At 61.2% G+C, this 13,431-nt stretch carries 13 protein-coding genes; 1 reads left to right on the top strand and 12 read right to left on the bottom strand.

The window, feature by feature from the left end; genetic code table 11:
- Positions 1–4 precede the first annotated feature (4 nt).
- The 7 genes from CRO18_RS07450 to ccoN form a co-directional block, all read right to left on the bottom strand.
- Positions 5–2,230: a cation-translocating P-type ATPase gene (locus CRO18_RS07450; RefSeq protein WP_097081662.1), complete on the bottom strand. Its 2,226-nt coding sequence runs from the start codon at positions 2,228–2,230 to the stop codon at positions 5–7.
- Between the two features lie 6 nt (positions 2,231–2,236).
- Complete coding sequence (locus tag CRO18_RS07445; RefSeq protein ID WP_076485849.1) at positions 2,237–2,692, bottom strand: FixH family protein; 456 nt, start codon at positions 2,690–2,692, stop codon at positions 2,237–2,239.
- A gap of 1 nt (position 2,693) precedes the next feature.
- On the bottom strand, positions 2,694–4,148 hold the full coding sequence (gene ccoG, locus CRO18_RS07440) for a cytochrome c oxidase accessory protein CcoG (RefSeq protein ID WP_097081661.1): 1,455 nt from the start codon (positions 4,146–4,148) through the stop codon (positions 2,694–2,696).
- Between the two features lie 296 nt (positions 4,149–4,444).
- On the bottom strand, positions 4,445–5,335 hold the full coding sequence (gene ccoP, locus CRO18_RS07435; RefSeq protein WP_076485847.1) for a cytochrome-c oxidase, cbb3-type subunit III: 891 nt from the start codon (positions 5,333–5,335) through the stop codon (positions 4,445–4,447).
- Positions 5,336–5,347: 12 nt separating this feature from the next.
- Positions 5,348–5,557 (bottom strand): cbb3-type cytochrome c oxidase subunit 3, encoded by a 210-nt coding sequence (locus CRO18_RS07430; RefSeq protein WP_076485846.1) that lies wholly within the window; start codon positions 5,555–5,557, stop codon positions 5,348–5,350.
- An 11-nt stretch (positions 5,558–5,568) separates the two neighbouring features.
- Positions 5,569–6,297, bottom strand: a complete 729-nt coding sequence (gene ccoO / locus CRO18_RS07425) for a cytochrome-c oxidase, cbb3-type subunit II (protein WP_076485845.1) — start codon at positions 6,295–6,297, stop codon at positions 5,569–5,571.
- 12 nt (positions 6,298–6,309) lie between these two features.
- The gene (gene ccoN, locus CRO18_RS07420) at positions 6,310–7,908 is read right to left on the bottom strand and encodes a cytochrome-c oxidase, cbb3-type subunit I (protein WP_076485844.1); all 1,599 of its coding nucleotides are present in this window, start codon (positions 7,906–7,908) and stop codon (positions 6,310–6,312) included.
- Positions 7,909–8,170: 262 nt separating this feature from the next.
- On the opposite strand from ccoN, the gene CRO18_RS07415 reads away from it, so the two are divergent.
- The gene (locus CRO18_RS07415) at positions 8,171–9,010 is read left to right on the top strand and encodes a universal stress protein (RefSeq protein ID WP_097081660.1); all 840 of its coding nucleotides are present in this window, start codon (positions 8,171–8,173) and stop codon (positions 9,008–9,010) included.
- Between the two features lie 60 nt (positions 9,011–9,070).
- On the opposite strand, the gene CRO18_RS07410 is transcribed toward CRO18_RS07415, so the two are convergent.
- The 5 genes from CRO18_RS07410 to lgt all read right to left on the bottom strand — a co-directional run bounded on the left by CRO18_RS07410 (position 9,071) and on the right by lgt (position 13,350).
- Positions 9,071–9,907 (bottom strand): Hint domain-containing protein, encoded by an 837-nt coding sequence (locus tag CRO18_RS07410; protein WP_097081659.1) that lies wholly within the window; start codon positions 9,905–9,907, stop codon positions 9,071–9,073.
- A gap of 281 nt (positions 9,908–10,188) precedes the next feature.
- Complete coding sequence (locus CRO18_RS07405) at positions 10,189–10,374, bottom strand: hypothetical protein (protein ID WP_097081658.1); 186 nt, start codon at positions 10,372–10,374, stop codon at positions 10,189–10,191.
- Between the two features lie 256 nt (positions 10,375–10,630).
- Positions 10,631–11,392, bottom strand: coding sequence for a peptidoglycan editing factor PgeF (pgeF, locus tag CRO18_RS07400; RefSeq protein WP_097081657.1), 762 nt, complete (start codon positions 11,390–11,392; stop codon positions 10,631–10,633).
- Positions 11,393–11,401: 9 nt separating this feature from the next.
- Positions 11,402–12,475, bottom strand: coding sequence for a class I SAM-dependent methyltransferase (locus CRO18_RS07395; protein ID WP_097081656.1), 1,074 nt, complete (start codon positions 12,473–12,475; stop codon positions 11,402–11,404).
- Complete coding sequence (gene lgt, locus CRO18_RS07390; RefSeq protein WP_097081655.1) at positions 12,472–13,350, bottom strand: prolipoprotein diacylglyceryl transferase; 879 nt, start codon at positions 13,348–13,350, stop codon at positions 12,472–12,474. Before lgt ends, CRO18_RS07395 begins: the two co-directional genes overlap by 4 nt.
- Positions 13,351–13,431 lie beyond the last annotated feature (81 nt).

Below are 13,431 nucleotides of genomic sequence, written 5' to 3'. Positions count from 1 at the left end.
CTCTTCAGCGCAAACGCAGCGAGTTGAGCGATACCGTAATCGAGGATGACGACATCGCCAAGGCCGCCCAAAGTGGGGTCGCAAGGCCAATAAGCGCAAGCGGCACTGCAATGGTGTTGTAGATCCCCGAAATCGCGAAGTTCTGTTTGATCCGCGCGCGGGCCTGTTTGGCGATCCGCAAAGCATCGCCCACGGGCGCAAGGTCTTGGCCCAAGAGCACGATGTCAGAAGCCGTGCGGGCCGCATCAAGCGCGGTTGCGGGCGAGATCGAGACATGCGCCGCCGCAAGCGCCGCCGTGTCATTGAGCCCATCGCCCACCATCAACACGCGATGGCCGTGGCCCATCAGATCAGCGACCAGTGCCGCCTTTTCGGAAGGCAATGCGCCAGAGCGCCAATCTTTGATCTCAAGCTTCGCGGCGAGAGTGGCCACAGCGCTTTCGACATCGCCCGAGACCAGCAGCACCTGCTTGCCCTGTGCATGCAAAAGCGCCACAGCCTCTGCCGCCCCGGGGCGTAGATGGTCCGAGAAGCGGAAGGTGAGCGGCGGCGCATCGCCAATGCGCAGATGCGTCGCGGTCGTGTCTGCCGCTGCCGCCCCAACCCAATCGGACCGACCGAGCCGCAGTTTGCGTTTGCCAAGCCGCCCCTCGACCCCAAAGCCGGGCACTTCGCGCAAATCATCCAATTGGGTAGGCAGTAGCCCACGTTCCAGCGTGGCCGCGTGGATGGATTTCGCCAGCGGATGCGCAGAAGCCGCAGCGAGGGCTGCGGCCATCGAAAGCGTTTCGGCATCAAAGTCATCAAGATTTTCGGGCACGGGTGTGCCGAGCGTCAGCGTTCCGGTTTTATCAAACACGACCGTATCGACCTCGGCCAAGCGTTCGAGCGCGGTGCCGTCTTTGATCAATAGCCCCTTGCGGAACAGCTTGCCGCTGGCCGCCGTCACCACCGCAGGCACGGCCAGCCCAAGCGCGCAAGGGCAAGTGATGATCAAGACAGAGGCGGCGATATTGATCGCGAAGCGCAGATCGCCTCCGGTCCACCAGAGCCAAAAGCCGAAGGCCGAGAACGAAAGCAGATGCACCAGCGGCGAATAGGCCCGCGCAGCGCGCTCGGCGAGCGTGGTGTAGCGGGTCTTGGCGCTTTCGGCCATTGCCACCAGATCGGCCATGCGGTGGAGGGAGCTATCTTTCCCTGCCGCCGTCACCCGCAAGGTCAGCGGGCCGGTCAGGTTCACCTCGCCCGCGCTGAGCATCGTGCCCGGGCCGACGTAAACCGGCAGCGTCTCGCCTGTCAGCAGCGAGCGATCTGTTTCCGATGTCCCTTCCGTCACCGCACCATCGGCTGGGATGCGGCCCCCCGGGCGCACGCGGATCAAATCGCCCGGTTGCAGGTCAGACACGGCGACAATGCTTTCAAGCCCCTCGCGCAACAGCGTGGCGCGCGGCACCTCAAGCGCGGCAAGTTCTTCGGCCGCCGAGCGCGCCACTGCACGGGTGCGGTAATCAAGGTAGCGCCCGACCAACAGGAAGAAGGCGAGCATCACAGCCGCATCGAAATAGGCGTGATGGCCGTGCTGCATCGTCTCAAAGATCGAAATGCCCGAGGCCAGCACCAGCGCCAGCGAAATCGGCACATCCATATTGAGCCGCGCATGGCGCAGCGCCCCAAAGGCCGAAACGAAGAACGGCTTGCCCGCAAAAACCACCGTCGGCAGAGCAATCGCCGCCGAAATCCAGTGGAACATATCGCGCGTCGCGCTTTCGGCCCCTGACCAGACCGCGATCGACAAGAGCATGATGTTCATCATCGCGAAGCCGGCCACGCCGATCCGCATCAGCAAATCACGCCCGCGTTTGTCGGTCTCGGTGGCGCTGAGCATACCCGGGTCAAGCTCATGCGCCTCATAGCCAATACGGTCCAGACGCGCGATCAGATCGCCCGCTTCCACCCCCGCCTCAGCATCAACAGAAACCCGCTTGAGCGTGAGGTTGACGCGGGCCGAACGCACGCCGGGCGTTGCTTCCATCTCGCGTTCGACATCGGTGATACACACAGCGCAATGCGCGGTGGGCAACGACAGCATGATCCGCGCGCCCTTGATATCGCCCGATTTTGCCATCTGTTCCGCCGAAGGGGCGGCAAGGCAGGCCGGGCAGGCCGAGGCCGAAACATGCTCTTCGTCAAACTCTTGCGCGCGTTCCGGCGCGAGGGGGGCAACCGTCATGGCGCATCAGCCGTCGACAAAGAAATCGAGCCTTTGGCGGAAGACGGTGCCGTCAGTCGACTTCGCATTGATATGGAGCAGCCAATCGCCGGGGGCGAGGGCCACCGGGGCGGTGAAAAGCCCGCCCAATGGCGTCATGTCTGGGGTTTGGTCTTCGGCGGCCATGGTTTTGCGGCCAACCAAAACAGTCAAATCCGCGACCGAGGCGGGATTTCCGTCTCGGTCGCGAATATCGATGATGAGTGACGTCCCATCATAGGCAGGGCGCACGCTCCAACCGAGCCGCTCCTGCGCTTCCCGATCCGCATCAAAGGTCTGCGATGCGTTATAGGGATGGGCCTCCTCGACACCGGGGAAGGTTTTGATAGCGTTATAGGCCATCGTCACGTTCACTGCGATGATCAGGCCAAAGAAGGCCACGAACATTGCGAACACCTTGCGCCCGGTGAGGGGTTTCGTCATCTCATTGCTCCTTCCCGTTGAACACGGTGCCAACCGAGTCCTTCACCGGCACTTCGCCGCCCACCTGTTCGACCCAAATGTCGATATCGGTGCGGCTGGTGGTGGCCAGATCAGACCGCGGCGCCGCTTCAAGGTAGAGCCGCTGGTTATAGAGCTGGTCAGCCGGTACGGTCACCGTATCACCCTCTTGGCCCTCGAGCGAGAGGGTCAGCGTGGGATCAGCTTCACCATCGGGTGTGGTTGCGCTGATACGGTAGGTCACGTCTTCGCCATGCTTGTTGCGGATCCTCATCGTGTAGATGTTTCGGATCGTCCCATCGCCTTGCATCACGTAAAGCGGGTCACGGTTCGGCGTGACGTTGAAGTCAAGCGGCGAGCGCAAGAACAGCGCCACGACAAGCGCGATCCCGAAGCCAGACCACAGAGTGAAATAGACCAGCGTGCGCGGACGCAGCACGTGTTTCCAGATGTTGACCACCTTGTTGCCCGCACGCTCGCTCGCTTCGTCTTTGAGCGCCATATAGCCCACAAGGCCGCGCGGCTTGCCGATTTTGTCCATGATCTCGTTGCAAGCATCGATGCACAGACCGCAGGTGATGCATTCAAGCTGCTGACCGTTGCGGATGTCGATCCCCATCGGGCAGACGTTGAAGCAGGCCATACAATCAATGCAATCGCCCTGCCCTTCGGCCACCTGCCCCTTGTGCAGCTTGCCGCGCGGTTCGCCGCGCCATTCGCGATAGGCGATGGTGATCGTGTCTTCGTCCATCATCGCCGCCTGAATCCGCGGCCACGGGCAGGCATAGATGCACATCTGTTCGCGCGCGAACCCGCCAAAGGCAAAGGTCGTCGCGGTGGCAACGGCAATTGTCGTATAGGCGATTGGCGAGGCATCACCGGTGAAAAGGTTCGCCAAAAGCGTTGGCGCATCGGTGAAATAGAACACCCAAGCCCCGCCGGTCGCGAGACCGATAAGCAGCCACAACGTCCATTTCGTCAGGCTCTTGCGGATCTTCTCTGCGTTCCACGGCTGGCGATGCAGGCGGATGCGGTTGTTCCGATCGCCTTCAACCCAGCGTTCAACCAGAATGAACAGATCCGTCCAGACCGTTTGAGGGCAGGCATAGCCGCACCACACACGCCCCAAAGCCGAGGTGAACAGGAAAAGACCCAGACCGGCCATGATCAACAAGCCCGCCACGAAGTAAAACTCGTGCGGCCAAATCTCGAGACCGAAGAAGAAGAAGCGACGATTCGCCAGATCGAGCAGCACGGCTTGGTCTGGCAGGGCCGGACCGCGGTTCCAGCGGATCCATGGGGTGATGTAATAAATCCCCAACATCATCGACATCAGAATCCATTTCAGCGAACGGAACTTGCCGGAAATACGTTTCGGAAAAATAGGTTCGCGCGCCTCATAAAGCGGCGCGTCGTCAGTGGGTTCGGTGGAGCTCACGGGTTCATCTCCGTTGGCAATGCGCTTGCGTCCGGGCCGCCTTCCCGTGGTCCGAACGGGGATGCCTCGATGCGCAGATCATCATATCTGCATATAAAGACAGATTTGCGATACACGATATGACCGAGACTGTCATGGGTGAGTGCGTCTTGCCCTATGGGACTTAGTGTCGCAAGGACAAAATACCGCAACTTACAACGCAAAAAACACCGACGCCCCAGGAAACGCGCGAACAGGACGGGGCGTCGGTGCTCATCGGGGCGGCCCGAAGACCGCCCCGACTATCTGACTGAAGCTTATTCGCCGCCGCCGAGGCTGTGCACATAGGCGGAGACAGCGCGGATCTGCACTTCGCTCAGACGCGAGGTGCCTTCGGTGGTGCCGTAGCTCCACGAGGGCATCACGCCAGCGCGGCCGTGCCGGATCGTGGTGGTGAGCGTGTCAACGTCACCGCCATAGAGCCAGATCGCGTCGGTCAGGTTGGGCGCACCCATTTCTTGCATGCCCTTGGCATCTTCGCCGTGGCACGAGACGCACCATTCAGCAAAGACCTCAGCGCCAGCCGTCGCCAATTCGGCATCGGCATCTTGGCCCGAGATTTGGCGGACATATTGCACGACTTCATCGATTTGCGCCGGTTCCAGCAGCTCGTCGTCGAGGTGCGCAGGCATCTGCGCCGCCGCGTTGGTATCGGGATCAAGCGGATCGCGGATACCGTGCTGCACGTCCAAATAGATCTGGTCGATCGTGCCGCCATGGAGCCAGTCGCTGTCGATCAGGCTCGGGAAGCCTTTGTTGCCGCCCGCACCCGAACCGTGGCACTGCGCGCACCAAGTCCGGAACACAGCGCCGCCAGCGTTGTTGACATAGGTGACCAACTCGGGATCGCTCGAGATCTCGGTCAGTTCCGTTGCCACCAGCTTCTCTTCAATCGCTTTGTTCATTTCGGCGAATTTGGCGATTTCTTTGTCCACGTCGGCGCGGGTCGAAGACCCGAGCAGACCCGGGGTCGCCCCCGAAGCAAAGATCGGCCAAGCCGGCATGGCGATCGAATAGGCCACACCCCAAACGATGCAGGCATAGAAGGTCCACAGCCACCAGCGCGGCAGCGGCGTGTTCAGTTCTTCGATCCCATCCCACGAATGGCCCGTGGTCTGGATCTCTTTTTTCGTCGGTTTTTTGCTCATTTCCACGCCTCCTTAGCGCGTGGCGCCGTCGTCCGAGCGCAGGCTGTCGCCCGCGCCGGGATCGGCGGGTTTGTCTTCATGCCGGAAAGGGATGTTCGCCGTATCGGCGTGAGTCTTCGCCGAACCCGGACGGAACGCCCAGACCACGGCACCGAGGAAGACCAGCAGCATCGCAGCCGCCGCCCAACTATCGGCAAATTCACGCAAGATATGATAGTCCATCCCAGCTCTCCTCAGCGACTAGCCACGGGCTGGAAGGTCGAGAAATCGACCATCGTCCCCAGCACCTGCAGATAGGCGATCAGCGCGTCCATCTCCGTCAGGCCGGGTTGGCCATCAAAGTTCCGAACGTTCACTTTTTCGCCGTAATGCTCGAGCAGCGAGTCGTAGTCTTCGTCAGGGTTCGCCTGAGACACGAAGTCTGCTTTCGCCGTTGCGATCATTTCCGAGGTGTAAGGCACCCCAACGAGGGCGTCGGTTTCCAGACGTTCCTCGATGTAAGTGCTGTCGAGCGGCACGTGCGACAGGTAGCTGTAGCTCGGCATCACCGACTCCGGCACCACCGATTGCGGATTCGTCAGGTGTTCGACATGCCACGCATCCGAGTAACGGCCGCCAACGCGGGCCAGGTCAGGCCCCGTCCGTTTGGAGCCCCACTGGAACGGGTGGTCGTACATCGACTCAGCCGCAAGCGAATAGTGGCCGTAACGTTCCACCTCGTCACGCATCGGGCGGATCATCTGCGAGTGGCAAACATAGCAGCCCTCGCGGATGTAGATATCGCGCCCGGTGAGTTCGAGGGGCGTGTAGGGGCGAACCCCTTCCACTTTCTCGATCGTGTTTTCGAGGTAGAACAGCGGCGCAATCTCGACGATCCCGCCGATGGTCACGACGAGGAAAGAGAAGATCAGCAGCAGCGTCGCGTTCTTTTCAAGAACGTGGTGTTTGTCCAGAATTGCCATCTGCGTCTCTCCTTATTCCGCCGGGACCGCGACCGAAGCTTCGGCCGTTTTCGGTTGTTTGGCCACGGTGGCCCAGAGGTTGTAGGCCATGATGATGCCGCCGGTGAGATAGAGCACCCCGCCGCAACCACGCACGACATACATCGGCATTTTCGCAGCCACGGTGTCGGCGAAAGCGTTCACAAGGAAGCCTTGCGCATCAACTTCACGCCACATCAGGCCTTCCATGATGCCGGTCACCCACATCGAGGACGCGTAGAGCACGATCCCGATGGTGGCGAGCCAGAAGTGCCAACTGACCAGTTTGAGCGAGTAGAGACCCGAACGGCCCCACAGGCGCGGCGTCAGGAAGTAGAGCATGCCGAAGGTGATCATGCCGTTCCAGCCGAGCGCACCCGAGTGCACGTGGCCAATGGTCCAGTCGGTGTAGTGGCTGAGCGAGTTCACAGCTTTGATCGACATCATCGGACCTTCAAAGGTCGACATGCCGTAGAAGCCGATGGACACAACCATCATACGAATGACCGGATCGGTGCGGAGTTTGTCCCAAGCGCCCGAAAGCGTCATCAGACCGTTGATCATGCCACCCCAGGACGGCATCCACAGGATCACCGACATCACCATGCCGAGCGTCGAGGCCCAGTCGGGCAGCGCGGTATAGTGCAGGTGGTGCGGACCAGCCCAGATGTACAGGAAGATCAGGGCCCAGAAGTGGACGATCGAGAGTTTGTACGAATAGACGGGACGTTCAGCTTGTTTCGGCACGAAGTAGTACATCATGCCCAAGAAGCCGGCGGTCAGGAAGAAGCCCACGGCGTTGTGGCCATACCACCATTGCGTCATGGCATCTTGCACGCCCGACATAACCTGAACCGATTTCGAACCGAAGATCGACACCGGAATCGCGAGGTTGTTGACGAGGTGGAGCATAGCAATCGTCACGATGAACGACAGGTAGAACCAGTTCGCCACATAGATGTGGGGTTCTTTGCGTTTGAAGATCGTGCCGAGGAAGGCGAGCAGGTAAGCCACCCAAACAACGGTGATCCACAGGTCGATATGCCAGTTCATCTCGGCATATTCACGGCCTTGCGAGCCGCCGAGCAAATAGGACGAAGCGGCCATCACGATGATCAGCTGCCAGCCCCAGAACACGAACCAACCGAGCGAATTGCCGCCAAACAGACGCGCCGCCGAGGTGCGTTGCACAACATAGAAGGCAGAAGCGATCAGCGCGTTACCACCAAAAGCGAAAATAACCGCCGACGTATGCAGCGGACGCAGGCGCCCGAAGTTGAGCATACCATTTCCGAACTCAAGGTTGAGCTGCGGGAAGGCGAGCTGGAAAGCGATGATCACGGCCACAAGGAAGCCGACCACGCCCCAGAAGGTGGTTGCAATAACGCCGGCGCGAATAACGCCGTCGCAATATTCGTTTTTCGAGGGCTTGGGGTCCCCCATTGTGCGCAGTATCCAGATGAACGCGATGACCGCCGCCAGCATGGCCTCGATCATGTTCACCATATACGGCAGGTCCCGCGCCTGACTCGCTGCGTATGCAGCAAGCGCCGCCGCGAGACCAAGCGCGATCAGCTTGATGTAATCCCACATATTTTTGCGTCCCTTCGTCTTGTTGTTCTTCTGTCCCATCCCGAGTCGGTCGGGGCAGAAGTTTCTCGACTTGTCTCTTGTGATTTCAGGGTATGCCACCCGCCTTGATCTTGATCAATTTCTTGACAAGGTGGTGCGTTCTTTCGCCGCACCATGACAGCGCGCCCACCTCCTGTAAAGGGTCTGCCTTGATCCTCGTCAATGTGCAAACCCGTTCGAATCGTTAGAGATTGCTGATAAATCCGCATTCAGGGGGCAGTAGATGGCCTACAAGACGGTTTTGACGATTGTGACGGATGTCTCACAAGCGCATGGACAAATCGACTCGGCAGTCGCGGTGGCCCGTGCCGAAGATGCACATCTGGAAGTGTTGTGTTTGGGCGTCGATCGCACCCAAACTGGCTACTATTATGCCGGAGCAACGGCGTTTGTGCAGCAAGAAGTTCTCGATCGGGCGCAAGAAGAGGCCCGCGAGACCGAAAAAGCGATCAATGAGCGCCTTTCTACCGAAGATATTCGCTGGAGCACCGAGGCTGTGGTGGCCCAAATCGGCGCGATTGCAACGGTGGTTGGGCTGCGCGCGCGCTTCGCCGACCTGGTCGTGATGGGCCATCCCTATGGCGAGGGCCGCGGGCAGGAATTGGAGGCCGCGGTGGAAGCCGCGCTTTTCGAAGGCCAATCCCCCGCGCTGATCGTGCCCGATGGGCAAGTGGTCAGCCTGAACGCGCGCCGGGTTGTGGTGGCGTGGAACCAATCGAACGAGGCGATGAACGCGATCCGCAAGGCGCTGCCGCTTTTGAAATCGGCACAGCTTGTCGACATCACGGTAATTGACCCACCCGCGCATGGGCCGGAACGTTCAGACCCGGGCGGGCAGCTCAGCCAATGGCTGGCGCGTCACGGCGTCAAGGTCGAGGTCTCGGTTCTGGCGAAAACGCTGCCGCGCATTTCTGATGTGATCAACCGTCATGTGCGCGATACCTCGGCGCAGATGGTGGTGATGGGGGCCTATGGCCATTCGCGGTTCCGCGAGGCGATTTTGGGTGGCGCGACCCGCAATATGCTCGAACAGGCCGAAGTGCCGATCTTGATGGCGCATTAAGCCACGCGACCCACGCAAAACCGGCGCCCGCAAGAGCGCCGGTTTTTTAAAGCTGCGCGATCAGTCCCAAAGGCTTTCCACCTCAAACCGGGTAAGCCGCGGATGCGCCTGCGGGCCGAAGCCGGAAAGATCGGGCATTTGCGGGAATTGCGCCGCAAAAAGCGACAGCATTCGCGGGTCGATCATGCGCTCCACACCTTCGCCGGGATGGAAAGCCTCTACCTCCAGCCCCGCCACTTTGAGCGAGCCATGCCGCTGCAACACGACATGATATACAGTGACCGGTGCGACCGGGGTCACCTCGATCACGCTCACCCCGTCAACAAAGGCGCGGGCCGGCACATAGGCCGCGTCATAGCCCGCGACACGGCGCAGCCGCGTATCATGCAGGCAAAGGCGCGCGCGCGGGCCAAGCACCACATCCTGCATCGGACGCCCGGCCCCCAATGCCTCGGCGGTGACCCGTGTCAGGGTGACAGGCTCTGCGCCCCCATCTGCCCCGTCACGGCCCGGGTAAATCACCATGGAGCCCACCCAAGTCACGGTTTCCTCCGCCCCTTCGGCGGTCATGACCTGCATGCCCGGCACCAAATCTTCGACCGCGACAGGCCCTTGTGTGGTGGCCAGCACCGCCCCGCGCGCAAGGGCCGAGAACGCCTCTTCAAAAAGTGGCATGGCTGGCGCAAGGCGGGTGCTGTCGAGGATTTCGCCCTCAGCCCCGAGCCACATCGCCTCATAACGGCGCGTCAGCGGCATCGCACGCAGCGTCTTCCCCGTGGGCAACCCCTTGCGCGGCTGGCCTGCGGGCATTTGTGATTGGGGTCGCAGCACGGGGGACACCTGCCCCGTACCCACCCGGTGGGAATATGACATGGCACAGCCTTTCGGTCTGGTCATATCTGCGCGGCCCCCACCGGATGCAGAAAGACAAACCGAAAATGCGCTGCTCTCGCGCGCAGGTCAAATTTCGTGAAGAATTGATAAAGGGCGGTAACCTAATCCGCGCGGCGTGGCGCGGACTGTCACCGATGTGGGCAACAGTGCCCAGATTTTGCCGCAATTGGCGCGAATCACGCGCCTTGCGCACAGGCCTTGGCCGGGGGTGGCAGCCCCCGGCCCCTGCAATGGCCACCCAAAGGGCAGCCCGCCCCACAGGGGCGAAAGGGTCGGGGAAGTTCTTAGCTGGCGGCTTTCGCGCGCCAACGCATCTGGTCTTGGCGCACGCCTTGGGCGGCCTGCGGGCCATCCCGGCGCGCCAGCATTTCGCTGCGTTGCGCGCCACGTTGCCAGGGCATCACCACATCACATTTCACGCTGCCCGCAAGGGCGGTGCGCATCCAGCGGCGATTGGTCTTGGCGGTCATCTTATCTCTCCTGCCTCAGGCATCTTGGGTCTTCTAGCCGGTCCCCAAGGTATCGCTCCCCTTTGCGGCGAGGTTTTGACCCTTAAGCAAAAAAGTTAATCTGACATTGCCCGAAATTGTGGCGCGTCGATTGTTACCAGAGCGCGCAAAACAAGGCCCTTTGCACCGCATCCGCGCGATCAGCGCCACAATTGTGGCAAGGCTTTGGTAAACGAGAGCACATTCGCGCCCCAAAGGCGCAGAGCAGTCTCAGGGGTCAGAGCCGGATCGTTGAGATCAGCCGCCCGTAATCAGCCTCTCCCGCGTGAGTCGTGCGGCGGTAGGAATAAAACCGATCTGGTTCCGAATAGGTGCAGCGCCCAATCCATTCCGCCGAGCCGACACCCGCAGCGCGTAACCGCGCAAGGCTATAGGCGGGCAAGTCGAACATCGGCTTGCCTTGCGGGCCACCGGCAAAGAAACGCGCATTCTCGGCATCTTCGACCAAGAAGTTTTCCATGAAGTCGTGCCCAACCTCATAGGCGCGCTGCGAGATGCACGGCCCAATGACAGCGGTGATATTGGCGCGCTTCGCCCCAAGGCGCTCCATCGCGGCAAGGGTTTCTTCCAAAATCCCCTCAAGGCTGCCGCGCCAACCCGCATGGGTGGCCCCAATCACACCGGCTTGCCGATCTGCAAAAAGCACCGGTTGGCAATCGGCGGTCAGCACCGTCAGCAATAGCCCCGGCTTGGCGGTCACAATGCCATCGGCCTCGACCTTTTCCGTAAGCGGCGCATCCACGGCAACGACATCGGCGGAATGTACCTGCCAAACACCGACCATCGCGGCAGGCGCAACGCCCATCGCTTCAGCGACACGAGACCGATTCAGTGCCACCGCCTCGGTCTGATCGCTTGAGCCATGCCCGCAATTGAGCCCAGAAAACACCCCAGAAGAGGCACCGCCCTTGCGGGTAAAGAACCCGTGGCGTGTGCTCGAAAGGGCCGGAGCAGTCAGGAATTCGAGCGTGGTGGGCATGATAAGAGCTCAAGCAGCGTCGAAGCCCGGCGGCAGCGGGGCGGTTGCGGGGAAGATGGCAAGGCTTTGGAACACCTGACCCATTTCTTCGGGATGGGTCAAGCGCCGATGCGCAGCAATATGGGCCTGCAAGGCCGCGCCGTCCAGTTTGCGGGCAAGCGCCTCGGCCCGTGCGGTGATCCCAAGCCGTTCCAAAAGCACGCCTTGGGCGGTCATGGCGCTGGCCTGTGCGCCAGCGGCACGCGCTGCCTGCGCCAAAGGCTCAAAATCCACATGCGCGGTCAGATCAGCTTCACCGGGCGCGGCGAACGGGTCGCAAGGCGCATGGTCTTTGACCGCCTGAAAGGTATCGCCAAGGCTGTGCCAATGGCCGTAATCGACAATCAGCGCCACGCCACCATGCGCGGCAATCCGCGTCGCAATTTCCCCGGCAATCGGCGCAGCGGCGGGGCAAATCTCGACCACATCTTCCTCGCGCGTGTCTTTCAGCCGATGTTGCAAGGCCTCCAAAGGCGCGGGCGGCGCAAGGCCCGGCACGAGAACATCGCCTTGCAGCCCGACCTGCCGCTCGGCCCAACCCGGCCCTTGCCGGATAAATTGGCGGATTGGCAGGGCATCAAAAAACTCGTTCGCCAAGAGGAACAGCGGCGCCTCGGGCAGGCTTGAGATACTCTCATGAAAAACAACGTCTTGCGGCGCAATTTTGGCGCACTGCAGTTCACGAAGCGTGGATGACGCCTCGATCAGATGCACCTGCGCGGCCTCCTGCATCCCCGGAACCGTGCGGATCGTGCGCAACACATCGGCCATCAGCGTGCCGCGCCCGGGGCCACATTCGGCTAATATAAACGGAGCAGGCCGCCCCTGATCCAGCCACGCCTGCGCAAGGCAAAGCCCCAACATTTCCCCAAACATCTGGCTGATTTCGGGGGCCGTAATGAAATCCCCCGCCCGCCCAAACGGGTCGCGTGTGGCGTAATAGCCGTGGTCGGGGTGCATCAGACAGTCGGCCATATAGCTATCAAGTCCAACCGGCCCGGTTGCCGCGATGCGCCGCGCCAAAAGTTCGCCCAGTGGGGTCATGCCTTGGCCCGCGCAATCAGCACGAAGGCGAGCCCGACGAGCACCATCGGGATTGACAAGATCTGCCCCATCGTCAGTCCGAACTCACCAAATTGGAGCGCATAGCCAATCGGGTTGGTCGGCGAGGTGAATTGCACATCAGGCTGGCGGAACAGCTCGACAAAAGCGCGCGCCAGCCCATAGCCCATCAAGAACACGCCCATGAGCAGCCCCGGTCGTTGCAGCGCGCCGCGCGCCATCAACACCCAAAGCATGGCGCCCAAAACGAGCCCCTCAAGCCCTGCTTCATAAAGCTGTGAGGGGTGGCGGGCACAAAAGCCATCCACCTGCCCCGCCCAGCCCATACAGGTTTGCGCCGCTTGCCCGGGGAAAATCACCCCCAAAGGCGCATCGGTCGGCCGCCCCCAAAGCTCTGGCTTGATGAAATTGGCCACGCGCCCAAACAAAAGCCCGATGGGAGCCACCAGCGCGAAAGCATCGCCCACCGACAGCGCCGGGTAGCCGTCGCGGCGACAAAACCAGATACCAGCCACCACAACACCCAAAAACCCGCCGTGAAAGGCCATCCCGCCTTCCCATACCCGGAACACCGCCAAAGGATCGGCCACATAGGTCGGCAGGTCGTAAAAGAGCACATAGCCAAGCCGTCCCCCCAAGATCACGCCCAGAATCACCGCTGTGAGCAGGTCTTCAACCTTTTCGGGAGGCATCGGTACGCGCCCGCCCCAGAGCTTTGGCCTCTTCATAAGCGCGACGATGATCCGCCAGCCCGCCAATAGCCCCGCAATGTAGGCCAAAGCATACCAGCGAATGGGCAGGTCTACTCCGGGGATCACAAAGGCATTGGGGGATATCTCGGGGAAAGGGATCGCCATCGGGGCCTCATCTCATCTGCCGCGCCGCCAAAAGGCCCGCAGCTTGCGACGAAGTCAACCTTGTCTTGGCGCGCCGCGCAG

It is taken from the genome of Rhodobacter sp. JA431, from assembly GCF_900217725.1.
Taxonomy (GTDB): Bacteria; Pseudomonadota; Alphaproteobacteria; order Rhodobacterales; family Rhodobacteraceae; genus Rhodobacter; species Rhodobacter aestuarii.
The sequence above is the reverse complement of the archived record's forward strand: the minus strand, read 5'-3'. Positions and strand labels throughout refer to the sequence as shown.

Bases quoted from the DNA above. Each gene is read 5' to 3' on its own strand.
- CRO18_RS07450 (WP_097081662.1), bottom strand. From the start codon at position 2,230: ATGACGGTTGCCCCCCTCGCGCCGGAACGCGCGCAAGAGTTTGACGAA.
- CRO18_RS07445 (WP_076485849.1), bottom strand. From the start codon at position 2,692: ATGACGAAACCCCTCACCGGGCGCAAGGTGTTCGCAATGTTCGTGGCC.
- ccoP (WP_076485847.1), bottom strand. From the start codon at position 5,335: ATGAGCAAAAAACCGACGAAAAAAGAGATCCAGACCACGGGCCATTCG.
- CRO18_RS07430 (WP_076485846.1), bottom strand. From the start codon at position 5,557: ATGGACTATCATATCTTGCGTGAATTTGCCGATAGTTGGGCGGCGGCT.
- ccoO (WP_076485845.1), bottom strand. From the start codon at position 6,297: ATGGCAATTCTGGACAAACACCACGTTCTTGAAAAGAACGCGACGCTG.
- ccoN (WP_076485844.1), bottom strand. From the start codon at position 7,908: ATGTGGGATTACATCAAGCTGATCGCGCTTGGTCTCGCGGCGGCGCTT.
- CRO18_RS07415 (WP_097081660.1), top strand. From the start codon at position 8,171: ATGGCCTACAAGACGGTTTTGACGATTGTGACGGATGTCTCACAAGCG.
- CRO18_RS07410 (WP_097081659.1), bottom strand. From the start codon at position 9,907: ATGACCAGACCGAAAGGCTGTGCCATGTCATATTCCCACCGGGTGGGT.
- CRO18_RS07405 (WP_097081658.1), bottom strand. From the start codon at position 10,374: ATGACCGCCAAGACCAATCGCCGCTGGATGCGCACCGCCCTTGCGGGC.
- pgeF (WP_097081657.1), bottom strand. From the start codon at position 11,392: ATGCCCACCACGCTCGAATTCCTGACTGCTCCGGCCCTTTCGAGCACA.
- CRO18_RS07395 (WP_097081656.1), bottom strand. From the start codon at position 12,475: ATGACCCCACTGGGCGAACTTTTGGCGCGGCGCATCGCGGCAACCGGG.
- lgt (WP_097081655.1), bottom strand. From the start codon at position 13,350: ATGGCGATCCCTTTCCCCGAGATATCCCCCAATGCCTTTGTGATCCCC.